Annotated in this window: 18 protein-coding genes; 9 read left to right on the top strand and 9 right to left on the bottom strand. The window is 65.9% G+C overall.

All coding sequences use genetic code 11. The features are described from left to right. The first annotated feature begins 48 nt into the window (after window positions 1-48). From DY467_RS16980 to DY467_RS16955, 6 genes are all read left to right on the top strand, one after another. Window positions 49-1983, top strand: coding sequence for a diguanylate cyclase (locus DY467_RS16980; RefSeq protein WP_164637667.1), 1935 nt, complete (start codon window positions 49-51; stop codon window positions 1981-1983). Between the two features lie 154 nt (window positions 1984-2137). Then, the gene (locus tag DY467_RS16975; protein ID WP_013501497.1) at window positions 2138-2392 is read left to right on the top strand and encodes a GlsB/YeaQ/YmgE family stress response membrane protein; all 255 of its coding nucleotides are present in this window, start codon (window positions 2138-2140) and stop codon (window positions 2390-2392) included. A gap of 115 nt (window positions 2393-2507) precedes the next feature. Further along, window positions 2508-3350, top strand: a complete 843-nt coding sequence (locus DY467_RS16970; protein WP_164573131.1) for an AAA family ATPase — start codon at window positions 2508-2510, stop codon at window positions 3348-3350. 592 nt (window positions 3351-3942) lie between these two features. After that, on the top strand, window positions 3943-4986 hold the full coding sequence (locus DY467_RS16965) for an aromatic ring-hydroxylating dioxygenase subunit alpha (RefSeq protein ID WP_164637665.1): 1044 nt from the start codon (window positions 3943-3945) through the stop codon (window positions 4984-4986). Window positions 4987-4989: 3 nt separating this feature from the next. Further along, the gene (locus DY467_RS16960; RefSeq protein WP_164605823.1) at window positions 4990-5745 is read left to right on the top strand and encodes a GntR family transcriptional regulator; all 756 of its coding nucleotides are present in this window, start codon (window positions 4990-4992) and stop codon (window positions 5743-5745) included. A gap of 31 nt (window positions 5746-5776) precedes the next feature. Then, window positions 5777-6766 carry a PDR/VanB family oxidoreductase gene (locus DY467_RS16955; RefSeq protein ID WP_164637663.1) on the top strand — a complete coding sequence of 330 codons (990 nt, stop codon included), beginning with the start codon at window positions 5777-5779 and terminating at the stop codon, window positions 6764-6766. Between the two features lie 122 nt (window positions 6767-6888). Here the strand turns inward: DY467_RS16955 and DY467_RS16950 are convergent, their stop codons facing one another. From DY467_RS16950 to DY467_RS16935, 4 genes are all read right to left on the bottom strand, one after another. Next, window positions 6889-7173: a hypothetical protein gene (locus tag DY467_RS16950; protein ID WP_107345380.1), complete on the bottom strand. Its 285-nt coding sequence runs from the start codon at window positions 7171-7173 to the stop codon at window positions 6889-6891. Window positions 7174-7313: 140 nt separating this feature from the next. Beyond that, a complete protein-coding gene (locus tag DY467_RS16945) occupies window positions 7314-7910 on the bottom strand; it encodes a GNAT family N-acetyltransferase (protein ID WP_164637661.1) in 597 nt (198 codons plus the stop codon). 162 nt (window positions 7911-8072) lie between these two features. Beyond that, complete coding sequence (locus DY467_RS16940; RefSeq protein WP_164637659.1) at window positions 8073-9002, bottom strand: SMP-30/gluconolactonase/LRE family protein; 930 nt, start codon at window positions 9000-9002, stop codon at window positions 8073-8075. 148 nt (window positions 9003-9150) lie between these two features. Next, the gene (locus DY467_RS16935) at window positions 9151-9537 is read right to left on the bottom strand and encodes a hypothetical protein (RefSeq protein ID WP_164637657.1); all 387 of its coding nucleotides are present in this window, start codon (window positions 9535-9537) and stop codon (window positions 9151-9153) included. A 114-nt stretch (window positions 9538-9651) separates the two neighbouring features. Here DY467_RS16935 and DY467_RS16930 point away from each other — a divergent pair, with 114 nt between their 5' ends. Then, complete coding sequence (locus DY467_RS16930) at window positions 9652-9993, top strand: GIY-YIG nuclease family protein (RefSeq protein ID WP_164637655.1); 342 nt, start codon at window positions 9652-9654, stop codon at window positions 9991-9993. Window positions 9994-10833: 840 nt separating this feature from the next. Here the strand turns inward: DY467_RS16930 and DY467_RS16925 are convergent. The 4 genes from DY467_RS16925 to DY467_RS16910 form a co-directional block, all read right to left on the bottom strand. Then, window positions 10834-11088, bottom strand: coding sequence for a DUF3297 family protein (locus DY467_RS16925; protein WP_012497047.1), 255 nt, complete (start codon window positions 11086-11088; stop codon window positions 10834-10836). Further along, entirely contained in the window at window positions 11085-11561 is a 477-nt protein-coding gene (locus DY467_RS16920; RefSeq protein ID WP_164637653.1) for a glutathione peroxidase, read from the bottom strand. Before DY467_RS16920 ends, DY467_RS16925 begins: the two co-directional genes overlap by 4 nt. Before the next feature lie 18 nt (window positions 11562-11579). After that, window positions 11580-12977 (bottom strand): amidase family protein, encoded by a 1398-nt coding sequence (locus tag DY467_RS16915; protein ID WP_164637652.1) that lies wholly within the window; start codon window positions 12975-12977, stop codon window positions 11580-11582. Between the two features lie 71 nt (window positions 12978-13048). Then, entirely contained in the window at window positions 13049-13306 is a 258-nt protein-coding gene (locus DY467_RS16910) for a DUF6894 family protein (protein ID WP_107345387.1), read from the bottom strand. A 136-nt stretch (window positions 13307-13442) separates the two neighbouring features. On the opposite strand from DY467_RS16910, the gene pip reads away from it, so the two are divergent. Next, window positions 13443-14432 carry a prolyl aminopeptidase gene (pip, locus tag DY467_RS16905; protein WP_164637650.1) on the top strand — a complete coding sequence of 330 codons (990 nt, stop codon included), beginning with the start codon at window positions 13443-13445 and terminating at the stop codon, window positions 14430-14432. A 9-nt stretch (window positions 14433-14441) separates the two neighbouring features. Here the strand turns inward: pip and DY467_RS16900 are convergent, their stop codons facing one another. Then, a complete protein-coding gene (locus DY467_RS16900; RefSeq protein WP_164637723.1) occupies window positions 14442-15209 on the bottom strand; it encodes an SDR family oxidoreductase in 768 nt (255 codons plus the stop codon). Window positions 15210-15310: 101 nt separating this feature from the next. On the opposite strand from DY467_RS16900, the gene DY467_RS16895 reads away from it, so the two are divergent. Then, a complete protein-coding gene (locus DY467_RS16895) occupies window positions 15311-15793 on the top strand; it encodes a winged helix-turn-helix transcriptional regulator (RefSeq protein WP_164637647.1) in 483 nt (160 codons plus the stop codon). Window positions 15794-15798: the final 5 nt, after the last annotated feature.

The raw sequence follows: 15798 nt of genomic DNA, 5'->3' as shown, positions 1-15798 counted from the left end.
TAAAGCATCCGAGGTGCAAGCACAGGCGCCTTACGAATGGCCTTGTCGATGTCCCCTCGCCCTCTCCTGTTCCGAAGCTGGATCGGCCGCGTCTCCACCGCGACGCTGGTCGTCGCGATATTCGTGATCGCGCTCAGCGCCAGCGTGCTCGGGCTGGTGGTGTGGAAGGGCTACGACTCCCGTAAGATTGCGCTGGCGCAGAATGAAACCGAGATACGGAATTTAGCGCACTCGCTCGCCGAGCACGCCACCCACACCTTTCAGGGCGCCGACGTGGTGCTCGACGACATCGTCTCGTTCCTGAAGTGGCGGCCGAATCCGGGCGAGGCCTTCAACGAACGGCTGCGCGCCCTCGTCGACAACCTGCCGCAACTCACTGACGTCGCGATCACCGATGCCGCCGGCAACATCAAATACGCCTCCGTCACGCCGGTGCCGCAGCTCAACAATGCCGATCGCAGCTACTTCCGCTACCACCTCGATCATGACGACAATCAGCTGCTGATCACAGGCCCGATCCAGTCGCGCACCTCGGGGCACTCGATTTTCGCCGTCAGCCGCCGGCTGGAGACCGAGCACGGCCGCTTTGCCGGTGTGGTGGTGGCGACCATCGCGGGCGATTACTTCCGCGATTTCTACAAGTCCATCGATCTCGGCATCGGCGGCAGCATCAGCCTGCTGCACAGCGACGGACGACTGCTGATCCAGTGGCCGTCGCTGCAGAGCGGCCGCGACATGTCGAATTCGGTGCTGTTCCAGAAGGCGCTCCCCCACAGTCCCGACGGCTTCTATCTCACGGTCTCGCCGTTCGATGGCCTGTCCAAATATCTCGCCTACCGGCAGATCACCCGCTATCCGCTGGTGGTGACGGTAGCGCGCACCGAAGAGGCAGTGCTGGCGGGATGGCGCGAGGCGGTGCGTTCGGACGCTGCGGTCGCAACTGCGATGCTGGCCTGCGTCGTGCTGCTCGCGGCCGGCCTTGCGGCGCAACTGCGCACCCGCCAGGAAGTGCAGAACCTGCTGCGCGAACGCGACGCGCATTATCGGCTGATCGACGCCAACATGGGCGACGTCATCGTGCTCAGCGACGAGGTCGGCATCCTGCGGTTCGTATCGATGTCGGTCGAGACCGTCCTCGGCCTGAAGCCCGATCAGCTGGTCGGCCGGTATTGGACCGTGCTGGTGCACCCTGACGATGTGCCGTTAGTCGAGGCGGTCGGCGCCCAGTTGCCGGATACGCCGGCCGGATTGTGCGTCGAGTTCCGGATGCGCTGTCCCGAGGGACGGCTGGTCTGGCTCGAAGCCAACTTCGCCTATACCCGGAACGAGGACGGCCCCACCGATTGCGTCGTCAGCACCTTGCGGGACGTCACGCGGCGCAAGGCGATCGAAAAAGAAGTCGAAGACCTCAATACCCGCCTGGCGGAATTGGCGCGGACGGACGGCCTCACCGGCCTCCCCAACCGCCGATCGCTCGACGGCTTCGTCGGCCGTGTCATCACGTCGGCGCCGACGCTGTCGGTGCTGATGATCGATGTCGACGACTTCAAAGGCTTCAACGATCATTTCGGCCACCAGGGCGGCGACGACGCGCTGCGGCAGCTCGGCCATCTGTTCGCCGGCCTGGTCGCGGGGGTGCACGGCTTCGCGGCACGTTACGGCGGCGAGGAATTCACCATCGTGCTGCCGGGCACCGATGCGGCCGCTGCGATGGACTTCGCCGAGACCCTGCAGGCCGCAGTGCGCGCGCTCGCGATCCGGAATCCAGCGTCGGCCCGAGGCTGCGTCACGGTGAGCGTCGGCATCGCCTGCGGCGCCGCCCCGTGCGACTCCACCGTGCTGCTGCGCGACGCCGACATCGCGCTGTATGAAGCCAAGCGGCGCGGCCGCGACTGTTGCGTCACCGCGGCTGCCGCCTTCGTCGAGGACGCCGCACCGCTGCAGCCGGATCATGACTCGGCCAACGCCGACGCGACCTCGTAGCGCGGCCACCAGCGATCACTGCAATCAGCGCGCGCAGCCCGCCGCTTGCCGCAGCCTGCAAAATCGGTAGCCTGTCCCGCAGGATGCGCGCTAAAGTCGCGCCTGTTGCCGGTGCATGGCGCCGGCAGCGAGACGAACAAGGACGAGGAGCGCAATGGGGATCGATTCCATTCTGGTCTGGCTTCTGGTCGGCGCGGTCGCCGGCTGGCTCGCGGGACTGATCGTTCGCGGCGGCGGATTCGGACTGGTCGGCAATGTCGTGATCGGCATCGTCGGCGCCGTGGTCGCGGGCTGGCTGCTGCCGTTCCTCGGCGTCAATCTCGGCGTCGGCATTTTCCGCGCGATCATCAATTCCGCAATCGGCGCCGTGATCGTGCTGGTGCTGCTGGCGATGATCCGCAGAGCCTGATACCGACACCGCCTGTCAGCGGTCGCCGCCTGCGGCCGCTCCCTCTCCTCCAACCACCACCAATCAACAAACAACAACAACGGCGCGCGCGCCGGATCAGACGAGGCTGAAACGCATGAAGTTCACCGGCACCAAGGATTATGTGGCGACCGACGACCTCAAGGTTGCCGTCAATGCGGCGATCGTGCTCGAACGGCCGCTCCTGGTGAAGGGCGAGCCCGGCACCGGCAAGACGGTGCTGGCGGAGGAAGTATCCAAGGCGCTGAACGCGCCGCTGCTGACCTGGCACATCAAGTCGACCACCAAGGCGCAGCAGGGCCTGTATGAATACGACGCGGTGTCCCGCCTGCGCGACAGTCAGCTCGGCGATCCGCGCGTCTCCGACATCAAGAACTACATCAAGCGCGGCAAGCTGTGGGAGGCGTTCACCGCCGAGCACCGCCCGGTGCTGCTGATCGACGAGATCGACAAGGCCGACATCGAATTCCCGAACGACCTGCTGCTCGAACTCGACCGGATGGAATTCCACGTCTACGAGACCGGCGAAACCATCAAGGCCGCCAAGCGCCCGATCGTGGTGATCACCTCGAACAACGAAAAAGAACTGCCGGACGCCTTCCTGCGCCGCTGCTTCTTCCACTACATCAAGTTCCCGGACGCCGACACCATGCAGGCGATCGTCGACGTCCACTTCCCCGGCATCAAGCAGCGCCTGGTCGCCGAAGCGTTGAAGATTTTCTTCGAAGTCCGCGACGTGCCCGGCCTGAAGAAGAAGCCGTCGACCTCCGAACTGCTCGACTGGCTGAAGCTGCTGCTCAACGAGGAAATGACGCCGGAGCAGCTCAAGGAACGCGACCCGCGCAAACTGATCCCGCCACTGCACGGCGCGCTGCTCAAGAACGAGCAGGATGTGCATCTGTTCGAACGACTGGCGTTCCTCAGCCGGCGGGAAGTGTAGCAACCTCTCCCGTCGTCATTCCTGGGCGCGCGCAGCGCGAACCCGGAATCCATAAGCCCTGCGCCCGTTGTTGGGCAGGAGGTCGCGACGGTCCCGCCTATCGAGAGTCCACGGAGTATGGATTCCGGGCCTGCGCCGCTGCGCGGCGCATCCCGGAATGACAAGAGAGAGCTTGTTCCTCGCTCCGTCATTCCGGGGCGCGCGTAGCGCGAGCCCGGAATCCCGAGATGGCCTGCGCGCAGCGGTCCCCCGAACAGGTAGCCCGCATGAGCATCGCGACATGCGGGTCTCGGGCGGCCCCGCATATCGCCATGCTCACGCGGGCTACGACGCGCTGAGCCGGCGCGCGGTCTGAGGCGGCAGACTCAAGATCAATCCATCAGAATTTGCGTCATGGCCGGGCTTGTCCCGGCCATTTTAGTTGTCGGCTCAGTCCTTTACCGCCTTGCCAGCGCAGCCGAGCAACGCCCCCCGACTGGCCTTCTGTATACATCAATCACCCAATACGCGGCGGATTTTGTATCTTGTCCTTGTCATCCGACCTTTCCTGTATACAATCTGAACCCAATCAATAATGCACAGGGAGGCCACGATGCCCGCCTTTCCGCTCAACGCCTGGTATGCGGCGGCCTGGGACGCCGACATCAAGCACGCGCTGTTTCCGCGTACGATCTGCGGCAAGCATGTCGTGATGTATCGAAAGGCGGACGGCAGCGTCGCCGCGCTGGAGGACGCCTGTTGGCACCGTCTGGTGCCGCTATCGAAAGGCCGGCTCGAGGGCGACACCGTGGTCTGCGGCTATCACGGCTTGAAGTTTAATCCGCAGGGTCGCTGCACCTACATGCCGTCGCAGGAGACGATCAATCCGTCGGCCTGCGTGCGCTCCTATCCGGTGGTCGAGCGGCATCGCTTCGTCTGGCTGTGGATGGGCGATCCGACGCTGGCCGATCCGGCACTCGTCCCCGACATGCACTGGAATAACGATCCAGCCTGGGCCGGCGACGGCAAGACGATCTACGCCAAATGCGACTGGCGCCTCGTCGTCGACAATCTGATGGACCTCACCCACGAGACCTATGTGCACGGCTCGTCGATCGGCAACGAGGCGGTGGCCGAGGCGCCGTTCGATGTCACCCATGGCGACCGCACTGTCACCGTGACGCGCTGGATGCACGGCATCGAACCGCCGCCGTTCTGGGCCGCGCAGCTCGGCAAGCCGGGCCCGGTCGATCGTTGGCAGATCATCCGGTTCGAAGCGCCGGGCACGGTGACGATCGACGTCGGCGTGGCGCCGGCCGGCACCGGCGCACCGGAGGGCGATCGCTCGCAGGGCGTCAACGGCTTCGTGCTCAACACCATGACGCCGGAGACCGACACCACCTGCCACTACTTCTGGGCCTTCGTGCGCAACTACCGGCTCACCGAACAGCGGCTCACCACCGAGATCCGCGAAGGCGTCTCCGGCATCTTCCGTGAGGACGAGATCATCCTCGAAGCGCAGCAGCGCGCGATGCTCGAGAACCCGGACCGAGTGTTTTACAACCTGAACATCGACGCCGGCGCGATGTGGTCACGTAAGCTGATCGACCGCATGGTCGCACAGGAGAACGCGCCGAAACTGCAGGCGGCGGAGTAAGCGATGAACGACAAGGCCGCCGACCGCTCGATGTCGCAGACCGTGCGCGCGCAGCTCGCGCTGCGCGACATGGTGCTGTCCGGCCAGCTCCGCGCCGGCGAGCGGATCTCCGAGCTGCAGGCGGTCGATATCACCGGGGTGTCGCGCACGCCTGTGCGGATGGCGCTGGTGCGACTGGAGGACGAAGGCCTGCTGCAGGCGATCCCATCCGGCGGCTTCATGGTGAAAGCGTTCTCCGAACGCGACATCCTCGACTCGATCGAACTGCGCGGCACCATGGAAGGCCTCGCCGCGCGACTCGCCGCCGAGCGCGGCGCCAGCGTCCGGCAGCTCGAGCCGCTGAAGCAATGCCTCGGCGATATCGACGACCTAGTGCGGCAGGACCCGATCTCGGTCGACGCATTCTCGGCCTATGTGGCGCTGAATGCGCGGTTTCACGCGCTGCTCAACGAGCTGTGCGGTTCGGCGCCGGTGATGCGGCAGATCGATCGCGTCGCCGCCTTGCCCTTCGCCTCGCCGAGCGCTTTCGTGATGGCGCAATCGGGGCTGCCGGAGGCGCACCAGATCCTGCTGATTGCGCAGGATCACCACCGCGCCGTGATCGACGCGATCGAGAACCGCGAAGGCGCACGCGCCGAAGCGGTGATGCGCGAGCACGCCCGGCTCGCGGTGCGCAATTTGCGGCTGGCGCTGAGGAGCCGCACCCATCTCGACCTGCTGCCGGCGCTGACGCTGGTGACGCAGGCCGCCGACAAATAATCAGCTTACCCCTTATCGACAGGAGCCCGCGATGCGCTTCGCCGAACAGTGGACCAGCAGCACCGTTGTTTCGACCCGCGACCTGACGCCGTCGATCCGTGAGATCGTGCTCGAGCCCGACGTCGCAGTCACCACCTGCGCGCCCGGCAGCCATATCAACGTCGCGCTGCTGATCGACGGCCAGCCCGACAAGCGCAGCTACTCGCTGGTCGGCGCGCCGGAGCAAGGACGGCTGCGGATCGCGGTGCGGCTCGCCGGTGACAGCCGCGGCGGATCGCAAGCGATGTGGGCGCTGAAGCCGGGTCAGCGGATCGACATCACCCATCCGACCTCGCTGTTCGAAATCGATTGGAGCCGCAAGCACTACACGCTGATCGCCGGCGGCATCGGCGTCACACCGATGCTAGGGGTCGCAGCGGCGCTTGCCCGGCGTGGCACTGCGCTGACGATGCACTACGCGGTGAAATCGCGCAGCGACGCCGCGCTCCACGACGAACTGCGCAGCCTGCTTGGCGACCGGCTGCGGCTCCATGCCGGCGACGAAGGCGCCCGGCTCGACCTCGACGCCACCTTCCGCACGCTTCCCGAGGGCGCGGTGGCGGTGCTGTGCGGCCCGCTGCGGATGCTGGAGGCGGCCCGCCACGCCTGGCATCAGGCCGGCCGCCCGGCGAGCGATCTGTGCTTCGAGACCTTCGGCTCCAGCGGCCGGCTGCCGACCAGCGAATTCCGCGTCCGCATCGCCGCCACCGGCAGCGAGATCGTGGTGCCGCGCGACCGCTCGATGCTGGACGCGCTCAACGCCGCCGGCTTCGAGGTCATCTCCGATTGCGAACGTGGCGAATGCGGCATCTGCGCCGTCGATGTCACCGCCGTCGACGGCGAGATCGACCACCGCGACGTGTTCTTCAGCGAACATCAGAAGCACGACAGCGGCAAAATGTGCGCCTGCGTCTCCCGCGCCCGCGGCACGGTGACGATCGACACCTTGTACCGGCCGGATCAGTTGCCGGGGGCTGCGTAGCAGCGCATCTCTCGCGTCAGTGCGAGGAGACGAAGCGACGAAGCAATCCAGGAGCCCCGTGCATGGAGCCCCTGGATTGCTTCGCCTTCGGCTCGCAACGACGAGAACCGCCGACCTGAGACTCAGCGCCAGCCTTCGTGGACGTCGATCGGCTGATCACAGACCCAATCCGGTCGCAGCATCACCTGGCAGCCTTTGTCGAACGGCAGCAGTCCAACGCGGCGCTGATCCTGCATGATTTCGATGGACCAGGTCCGCGGCACTTCCGGATGCACCTGGACCAGCCGCTGGATCACCCCGGCGGCGAACAGCGTCGCATCGATATCGTCGGCGAGCGCCGCGCCGTCGTGGCCCGGGCCATCGACGCGGTTGATCGGATCGCGGACATGAAATCGATAGAACGGCATAGCAGTAGAATGGCGTCGGCGAAGGCCTCGCAAAATGACGCAGATCAAACGAGACCCATTGGGGGCGCTATTCTTTTGATCATCAGCCGATTAGCAAGCAGAATCTTGATAAAAATCAAGGGAACCCGCGCCCCGCGGGCTCAGCGGCCAGGCTTGTCGAACAGTTGATAGTTCAGATGCGCCTTCACGGTCGGCCATTCCGCGGCGATGATCGAATACACCACGGTATCACGTAGCGTTCCATTCGGTGCGATCTGGTGATTGCGCAGGATGCCGTCCTGCTTGGCGCCGAGCCGCTCGATCCCGCGCCGGGATTGATGGTTGAAGAAGTGTGTACGGAACTCGACCGCGATACAGTCCAGTTTCTCGAACGCGTGCTGCAGCAGGAGCAACTTGCATTGCGTGTTGAGTCCGGTCCGCTGCACGCGGGACGCGTACCAGGTGGAACCGATCTCGACGCGGCGATTGCCGGCATCCACGTTCATGTAGGTGGTCATCCCGGCGATCTTGCCGGCCGCATCCTTGACCGTCCACGGCAGCATCGCGCCCTGCGCCTGCAGCGCCAGCCGCCGCGCGATCTCCGCTTCCATCTTCTCCGGAGCGGGCACGAACGTGTACCAGAGCTTCCACAGCTCACCGTCTCGCACCGCCTCGGTCAGACCGTCGCAATGCGCCGGCTCCAGCGGCACCAAGGTCGCGTGCGGGCCGCTGAGGGTAACCGGTTTGAGCCAGGGCATGTCAGGTCCTCTTCAAGAATTGGCAGCGATGCCTTTCATACGTCATTGCAAAGAGCGAAGCGACGAAGCAATCCAGCTCCGTGCGCAGCGCTGGATTGCTTCGCGGAGCCTGTCATCGGGCCGGAAAGGCCAAACCCCGTGGCTCGCAATGACGACGACTCGCTACTTGTTCAGAAAATTCAGCGGAAGACCGGGCCGCGACCAATCCATCGCGATCAGTTCGCCCTTGCCGGACAGGGTGATGTAGGCGGTCTTCAGATCGGGGCCGCCGAACGCGATATTGGTGGTGACGCGGTCGCCGGTCAGCACCTGCTCGACCAGCGTGCCGTCCGGTGCGATCACCGAGATGCAACCGGACACCAGCGTGGCAACGCAGACGTTGCCGCCGGCCTCGACTGCAAGCGAATCGAACATCTGATAGCCGCCAAGCCCGCAGATCGGCTTGCCCTTCTCGCCGCGATAGATCACGTCGCGCGGCTTTACCTCGCCCGGCGCCGACAGATCGAACGCCCACAACCGGCCGGTCGGGGTTTCGGCCGCATACATCGTCGCCTCGTCCGGCGACAGGCCGATGCCGTTCAGCGGCAGCGTGCCGAACACCTGCTCGGTGATCTCGGTCATGCCGGGCTTGATGTAGTAGGCGGCGCCGACGTCCATATCGCGGGCGCGGCGCTTGCCGAGATCGGTGAACCAGAGGCCGCCGTGCTGATCAAACACCAGATCGTTCGGCCCCTTCAGCGGGTGCTCGCCGCATTTGTCGAACAGCGTCTCGACCTGGCCGCTCTGCAGATCGACCCGCTGAATCGAGCCGCCGATGTATTCGTGCGGCGCCGGCGCGCCGGGCATCATCGTGCCGCGCGACGGAAACCAGCCGAACCCGCCGTTGTTGCAGATGTACATCTTGCCGTCAGGGCCGAGCGCCGCGCCGTTCGGCCCGCCCGGCACCTTGGCGACGACTTCCTTGCGCCCGTCCGGCCACACCCGCGTCAGTTGCTGGGCGCGGATCTCGACCAGCACCACCGAGCCGTCCGGCATCACCACCGGACCTTCGGGAAACGCCAGATCGGTGGCAAGAACACGGACGTTGGACATGGTTTTCTCCCGAGATGTTTGTTGTGCGCGGGAGATGACTCCCAGCGCTTATTGTCTCGGGAACGAGTTGTAAGTCATGTCGTCGCGGCTTGCCAAGCAAGCGCGATAATTCCACCGAGCGGCAGGCGCCGGAGAAGACGGCGCGGAACTACTTCGCGTCGGCCTTCGGCGGCGTCGCGTCCTTCGACGGCACTGCATCCTTGGACGGCGTCGCATCCTTGGCCGGTGCAGGCTCGCTTTTGGCAGGCTTCTGCGCGGCTTGTAGTTCGGCGAGCTGCTTCTGCAGCGCCGCTACCGCGGCACTCAGCGCGGCGATCTGCGCACGGGCCGCATCGAGCTTCTGTTGCTGATCGAGCCGCGCCTTGTCGAGGCTCTTGTGCAGGAAGTCGACATTGCTCTGCAGGCAGCTGGTGCGCCGCTCCATGGTTTTCTCCACGGTGCAGATCTCGATGCCCGGCACGTCCTGGGCAGTCGCGGCCGGGCTCAACAGCAGCGGCGCCAGCAGCGCCAGTGCGATCATCGGTTTGCCGGCCATCGTCGTCTCCTTCGTTTGCGTCAGGTGGCAGCGAAGCCGCTGGCGCACCGGCCGTCAACCGCTCCATCCCGCGGCGGATTGCCGGACCCAGGCCAGCCGTGCGAGGTTCGCGCCATGCAGGAGGCTTCCGCCGAAGAAGAGTGCTTCGTCTATGTGCTCGGCTGCGCCAGCGCCGGCCGCTATCTCACCTATGTCGGCTGGACGCTCGATCTCGACCGCCGCCTCGCCCAGCACAATGCCGGCACCGGCGCGCGATCGACCCGCGGCCGCGCCTGGGTGCTGATCCATTCAGAGCGCTTCACCTGCCGCCGCGACGCGATGAGTCGCGAGTGGCATCTCAAGCGCGACCGCGCCTTCCGCCGCCGCCTCGCCGCCGAAGCACAAGCGCGTGTCGCTAAGGTGCCGAAAGCCCGCAAAGCTGTCCCAGCGCGTAACAAGACGCGTGACCGATCTTAACCTTTGGAACGCGGCCTGAACGAAGCGGGCCCGAATCACTGCGAATCAGCTTGCGACACGAACTCCGCACCAGATCTCGTGCGAGCTAGCATAGCGACGGCACAACACCTGCTGCGACTGTTAGCGCGCGAAGCCGCGACTAGGGCCAAATGGGTTAATACTCGCGCTCGTGCGCTCGACCTCAGCCGACCTCCTCGTCGAGGCTGCACGCGACGACGCACGAGCAATCGGCCGGATCGCGTGTCCCCGAATGCGACACCGCGCCTGCACGACCTTAACGTTTCGAACGTGGGTAGAACGAAGCCAGCCCGAATCACTGCGAATCAGCATTTACGGTTGCGAGTTCACTACATATCGGCGACGCCGAGACGATCCGGCACAACACCTGCGCGCGCGTGTTCACGTGATCGCGCTGATCGCGGCAAAAGTCCTTAACGCGCGGCCGAGCGGTGCACGGCGAACGTCGTTTGCCGGCGTTGCATAGATCGTCACCGAGTGCGTGCGTGCATCCTCACCGGCGTTGTCCCCGGATGCGACACTCGCCGTGCTCGATCTTAAGCTTTGGAACGCGGGCGGAACAAAGCACCGACGAATCAGCGCGAATCAGGTGCTCGCGCAGTGCCGACACCAGATCTTGCCGCCCGCCATCGCATATGCGCGCAACATCTGTGCGGCGATGTTCTCGCGAGAGATCATCCGCGCCTCCACATCGTTAACGTCCAAGCACAAACCGGACGCGCCAACGCACGCCGGCGCGCGGAAGCGCACCAGCGGGCGGCATTGCTGCGAGATGGCGAGAAAAGGCCGGCCGAACGCGGAGCGCCAGCCGGGACGCGAAGCTCAGCTGCGCGGGCGGATATACGGCTCGACCGGGCCGTGGACCTTGATGGCGAGCTGATTGCCGAAGCGATCCTTGGCAGTGCCAGCGGCAACGCGGATCCAGCCCTCGCTGACGCAGTATTCGATCACGTTGGTCTTGTCCTGCCCCTTGAAGCGGACGCCGACGTCGAGCTCGAGCAGATCGGCGTTGTAGTAAGGGCTGGAGGGCTCGATCGACAGACGATCGGGCAGTTCAATGTTCTGAGTGTCGGTCATAGCAAGGTCTCGATCTCTTTCGAAAGCGCCTCCGGCGTGGTGGTCGGCGCATGCCGCGATACCACGCGCCCGGACCGATCGACCAGGAACTTGGTGAAATTCCATTTGATCGCCGAGCCGAGCAAGCCGCCCTTTTCGTCCTTCAGAAACTTGTACAGCGGATGCGCGCCTGCGCCATTGACGTCGATCTTGGCGAACATCGGGAAGCTGACGCCGTAATTGGTCGAGCAGAACTGCGCAATCTGGGCTTCGTCGCCGGGCTCCTGGGCGCCGAACTGGTTGCAGGGAAAGCCGAGCACCGAAAAGCCGCGCGGGCCGTATTTCTGCTGCAGCGCTTCAAGGCCCTTGTATTGCGGAGTGAAGCCGCAGGCGCTGGCGGTGTTGACGATCAGCAGCACCTGTCCTTCGAACTGTTTCAGCGCGACGTCTTTGCCCGCCAGCGATTTGGCGGTGAAATCATAGATCGACGCCATTGTCCCCTCGCTTCCGTCTCAAGCCATCGGATCGATCGGCGACGGCGGCGCGCCGCCGGCCTCGATCGCTTCACCCGCGAGCAGGCACAAATCCTCGCGATAGCGCCCCGACACCACCTGCACGCCGACCGGCACGCGGCCGACCATCCCGGTCGACACGGTGAGGCCGGGCAGGCCCATGAACGGCAAGCCGACCTGCGGCATCTGCGCCGCCCACACCCGCTTGAACGACTCCTCGTCCTTCAAATCGAGCCGCTGCGGGAACGGCAGTTCGCCGCACACCGGCATCAGCAGCACCGCATAGGTCTCGAACAAGGTCTGCCAGTCGCGCGTCAGCGTGGCGCGACGGGTGAGCAGCTTCGAGTAGCTGGCGAGGTCGCCGATCGCCTTGTCGCGATTGCCGTGCAGACACGCCAGCGCGCCTTCGTCGCCCTCGCGCTCGGCCGCATCCAGCATCGCCTGATACCCGTCGCCGAGCCAGAACTGCGCCTGCAGCTCGGCAGCCTCGCGCAGCGGCGGCGTGTTAGCGATCTCCTCGACGATCCAGCCGGCGGCTTCGAGCCGGCGCGCGGCATCTTTCAGCGCTTCGCGGACTTCCGGCACCACCGCAAGATCGTCCGGCGCGATGCAAAGCGCGGCGCGTTTGTCGCGCGGCGGGCCTTCGAGCGGCGCCGGAACCCACCACGGATCGCGCGCGTCTGGCTGCGCCAGCGCCTGCAGCCCAAGCCGCACATCGGCGATCGTCCGCGCCAACGGACCAGAGACGGCGCTGATCTGCGGGCAGATCGGCCGTTCGGGCGACGACGCGTTGTAAGCAGCGACGCGGCCGATGGTCGGGCGCAGTCCGTGCACGCCGCAGGCATAGGCCGGATAGCGTACCGAGCCGGCGATGTCGGTGCCGTGCGCGATCGCGCCGATCCCGGCTGCAACCGCAGCAGCGGCGCCGCCGGAGGAGCCCCCCGGCGTGATCGAGGAATCGCGCGGGTTCAGCGTCTCGCCGTGCAGCTTGTTGGAGGTGAACCAGCGATAAGAAAACGCCGGCGTGTTGGTGCGGCCGATGATCACCGCCCCGGCCTTGCGCAGATTGTCGACCACCGGATTGTTGGTCTTGGCGATCCAGTCGCGCTGCAGCGTCACGCCATTGGTGGTGGCAAAGCCCTGCTGATCGACATTGACCTTCACGGTCACCGGCACACCGGCGAGCACGCCGGGCGCCTCGCCTTTGGCGAGCGCGGCATCGACCGCATCGGCCTGCGCCAGCGCGTCTTCTGCCTTGTGATCGACCACCGCGTTGATCGCAGGATTGACGGCGTCGAGCCGGTGCAGCGCGGCCTCGGCCACTTCGCGCGCCGAGACGCGGCGGCTGCGGACGAGATCGGCCAGTTCAGTCGCGGGAAGGCGCCAGATGTCCTGCATGATCACTCCGTTGCGAGACAGATGTGATAGCGTGGCAGGATCCGGCGCGCCACCGCCAATTCAGCAGCCGCTCAATGCCTGTTCCGCGGCGACTCCGGCAGATCGAGCATCGCCTCGCTGAAGGGAAATTCGAGCAGCACATCGCCCTCCTCGTCGGTGACTTCGAGGCTGGCGCGGATCAGGTCGAGCTGCGCGCTCTCGGTCTTGACGATTTCGCGGATGGTGGCACGCGCCACTTCCCAGGCGTGGTCGGCGTCGCGCAGCTCCTCGCCCTCCGGATCCGGAATCAGTTCCTCGCCGATCCGGGTGTTGAAGAAATATCGCGGCATTCCGGCTCCCGATTGAACACCTCTGACAGGTGGCCATCACGGCGCCGATCCGCAACCCTCGTGGCGCAGCCCTGCCCTTCGCGCGCTGCGCCGTGCGGTGCTCGCAAACCGGGCGGTTTCGCGCTAACAGGTTCGGATGCCGCTCGATCCGGAAGCTGAAGCTCCGTCCAGCCAGCGCCCCGGCGCTGACGCACCGCTGTCCTCGCAGATGCTCGCGGTCGGCGACGGCCACGAACTCTATGTCGAAAGCAACGGCCGCGCCGACGGCATCCCCGCGGTGTATCTGCACGGCGGCCCCGGCAGCGGCTCTCAGGTCGATCATCGCCGGCTGTTCGATCCGCAACGCTTTCATGCCGTGCTGTTCGATCAGCGCGGCGCCGGCCGCAGCCGCCCCAAAGGCGGGCGCGACGCCAACACGCTGCCGCATCTGATCGCCGACATGGAGGCGATCCGCCGCCACTACGGCTTCGAACGCTGGCTGGTGGTCGGCGGCTCGTGGGGCGCCACGCTGGCGCTGGCCTATGCCGAGACGCATCCAGAGCGCGTCACCGGCCTGGTGCTGCGCGCGACGTTTTTGGGCACCCGCGCGGAGCTCGAAACCGCGTTTTTGTCGACGCTGCCGCGGTTCTATCCGGCGCTCAATGACGACTTCCTGAGCATGCTTCCCGAAGCCGAGCGCGCCGATCCGCTCGGCGCCTATTGGCGCCGGATCCTCGACCCCGATCCCGCCGTGCATGCGCCCGCGGCGCGCGCCTGGGGAGAGACCGAAGGCATTCTCTCGACCATTTCGCCACGGCGGACCCGGCTCGACCGCGCTGCGCTGACAGGCAACGGGCCGCTCCCGATGACGCCGTTCATGGAGGCGCACTACTTCGCCCATGATTGTTTCCTGGAGCCGGACCAGCTGCTGCGCGATGCACCAAAGCTCGCCGTCATTCCAGGCGTGATCGTGCAGGGCCGCTACGATCTCTTGTGCCCACCGTCCACCGCGCAGCGCCTCGCGGCGCGATGGCCGGAGGCCGAGCTGCGCACCATCGATGCCGCCGGCCACCTGCTCTACGACCCCGGCATCCGCGACGCGGTGATCGCCGGAATCTCCGACGTCGCGGCCAAGATCGCCGGCTGAGGTCGCGCGTCAGCCGCGAAACGCCGGCACGCCCGCGGGCGATCCGGTGGCACCGCCGTCGACGAAAATCTCGGCGCTCTGGATGTGGGCGGCATCGTCGGAGGCGAGAAACAGCACGGTCTTGGCGATATGCTCCGGCTCGGCGATCCGGCCGAGCGGCGTCGCCGCCGCGATGCGTTGTTCGAGCACCGCCATCGCCTGATCGGTCGGCGCGGCGTCCTTCCAGATCGGTGTCCGCGCGCCGCCCGGCGCCACCACGTTGACGCGGATGTTGCGCGGCGACAGTTCGGAAGCCATCACCCGCGCCATTCCGCGCAGCCCGGCCTTGCTCGCCGCGTAGGCCGCAAAGCCCGGATTGCCGAGCACCGAGATCACCGAACCGTTGAGAATGATCGAGGCACCGTCGTTCAGATACGGCAGCGCAGCCTGCACAGTGAAGAACACCGCCGTCAGATTGGTGCGGATCACCTGCTCGAACGCCGCCAGCGAGGTGCCGCCGAGCGGCGTCGCGCCGGGGATACCCGCATTCGCGAACACGATGTCGAGCTTGCCGAACCGCTCCGCCGCGCGGGCGACCGCGTTCTCGATCGCCGCGATGTCGGTGACGTCGGCCTCGACCGCGAGCGCCTGCGCGCCGAGCTCGTGCGCGGCCGCATCCAGCCTCGCCCGATCACGGCCGGTGATCGTCACGCGTGCGCCTTCGGCCACGAACAGCTTGGCAGTCGCAAGACCGATGCCGCTGTTGCCGCCGGTGATCAAGGCCGTCTTGCCGCTCAGTCATGCTCGCCTCGTCTGGTTGCATGTTTAAACTGATTGGCACTTACGCCGGATAGTTTTATAATGCAACCACACAACAGCGTGATCGGGACGGTCTCACCATGGTGAAGCGAACCAGCTTCGAGAACGACGCCTGCCCGGTGGCGCGCGCGCTGGACGCGATCGGCGACTGGTGGTCGCTGCTGATCATTCGCGAGGCGCTGTTCGGCGTGCGGCGATTCAACGAATTTCAGGCGCGACTCGGCCTCGCCAAGAACATTCTGTCGGTGCGGCTACGCGCGCTGATCGAACACGGCATCCTGGAGCTGGCGCCAGCATCGGACGGCAGCGCATATCACGAATATGTGCTCACCCCGAAAGGCCGCGGTGTGTTTCCGGTGCTGGTCGCGCTGCGGCAATGGAGCGAAGAATTCGACGCCCATCCCACCGAGATCGCGACCGTCCTTGTCGACGTCGAGCACGGCAGGCCGGTCAAGAAGCTCGAGCTTCACGCCGAGGACGGCCGTCTGCTCGCGCCCCACCAGACCACGTTGAAGCCGCGCGACGCCGTCAAGCCGGGCAAGCGGCGCAAGCTCGCCCAATAGCAACT

The organism is Rhodopseudomonas sp. BR0G17, from assembly GCF_010907025.1.
Taxonomy (GTDB): Bacteria; Pseudomonadota; Alphaproteobacteria; order Rhizobiales; family Xanthobacteraceae; genus Rhodopseudomonas; species Rhodopseudomonas palustris_H.
Note: the sequence above shows the minus strand (reverse complement) of the source record. Positions and strands in the feature narration are given on the sequence as shown.

Excerpts from the sequence above, each read along its gene's own strand:
- DY467_RS16980 (WP_164637667.1), top strand. The coding sequence starts at position 49 with ATGTCCCCTCGCCCTCTCCTGTTCCGAAGCTGGATCGGCCGCGTCTCC.
- DY467_RS16975 (WP_013501497.1), top strand. The coding sequence starts at position 2,138 with ATGGGGATCGATTCCATTCTGGTCTGGCTTCTGGTCGGCGCGGTCGCC.
- DY467_RS16970 (WP_164573131.1), top strand. The coding sequence starts at position 2,508 with ATGAAGTTCACCGGCACCAAGGATTATGTGGCGACCGACGACCTCAAG.
- DY467_RS16965 (WP_164637665.1), top strand. The coding sequence starts at position 3,943 with ATGCCCGCCTTTCCGCTCAACGCCTGGTATGCGGCGGCCTGGGACGCC.
- DY467_RS16960 (WP_164605823.1), top strand. The coding sequence starts at position 4,990 with ATGAACGACAAGGCCGCCGACCGCTCGATGTCGCAGACCGTGCGCGCG.
- DY467_RS16955 (WP_164637663.1), top strand. The coding sequence starts at position 5,777 with ATGCGCTTCGCCGAACAGTGGACCAGCAGCACCGTTGTTTCGACCCGC.
- DY467_RS16950 (WP_107345380.1), bottom strand. The coding sequence starts at position 7,173 with ATGCCGTTCTATCGATTTCATGTCCGCGATCCGATCAACCGCGTCGAT.
- DY467_RS16945 (WP_164637661.1), bottom strand. The coding sequence starts at position 7,910 with ATGCCCTGGCTCAAACCGGTTACCCTCAGCGGCCCGCACGCGACCTTG.
- DY467_RS16940 (WP_164637659.1), bottom strand. The coding sequence starts at position 9,002 with ATGTCCAACGTCCGTGTTCTTGCCACCGATCTGGCGTTTCCCGAAGGT.
- DY467_RS16935 (WP_164637657.1), bottom strand. The coding sequence starts at position 9,537 with ATGGCCGGCAAACCGATGATCGCACTGGCGCTGCTGGCGCCGCTGCTG.
- DY467_RS16930 (WP_164637655.1), top strand. The coding sequence starts at position 9,652 with ATGCAGGAGGCTTCCGCCGAAGAAGAGTGCTTCGTCTATGTGCTCGGC.
- DY467_RS16925 (WP_012497047.1), bottom strand. The coding sequence starts at position 11,088 with ATGACCGACACTCAGAACATTGAACTGCCCGATCGTCTGTCGATCGAG.
- DY467_RS16920 (WP_164637653.1), bottom strand. The coding sequence starts at position 11,561 with ATGGCGTCGATCTATGATTTCACCGCCAAATCGCTGGCGGGCAAAGAC.
- DY467_RS16915 (WP_164637652.1), bottom strand. The coding sequence starts at position 12,977 with ATGCAGGACATCTGGCGCCTTCCCGCGACTGAACTGGCCGATCTCGTC.
- DY467_RS16910 (WP_107345387.1), bottom strand. The coding sequence starts at position 13,306 with ATGCCGCGATATTTCTTCAACACCCGGATCGGCGAGGAACTGATTCCG.
- pip (WP_164637650.1), top strand. The coding sequence starts at position 13,443 with ATGCCGCTCGATCCGGAAGCTGAAGCTCCGTCCAGCCAGCGCCCCGGC.
- DY467_RS16895 (WP_164637647.1), top strand. The coding sequence starts at position 15,311 with ATGGTGAAGCGAACCAGCTTCGAGAACGACGCCTGCCCGGTGGCGCGC.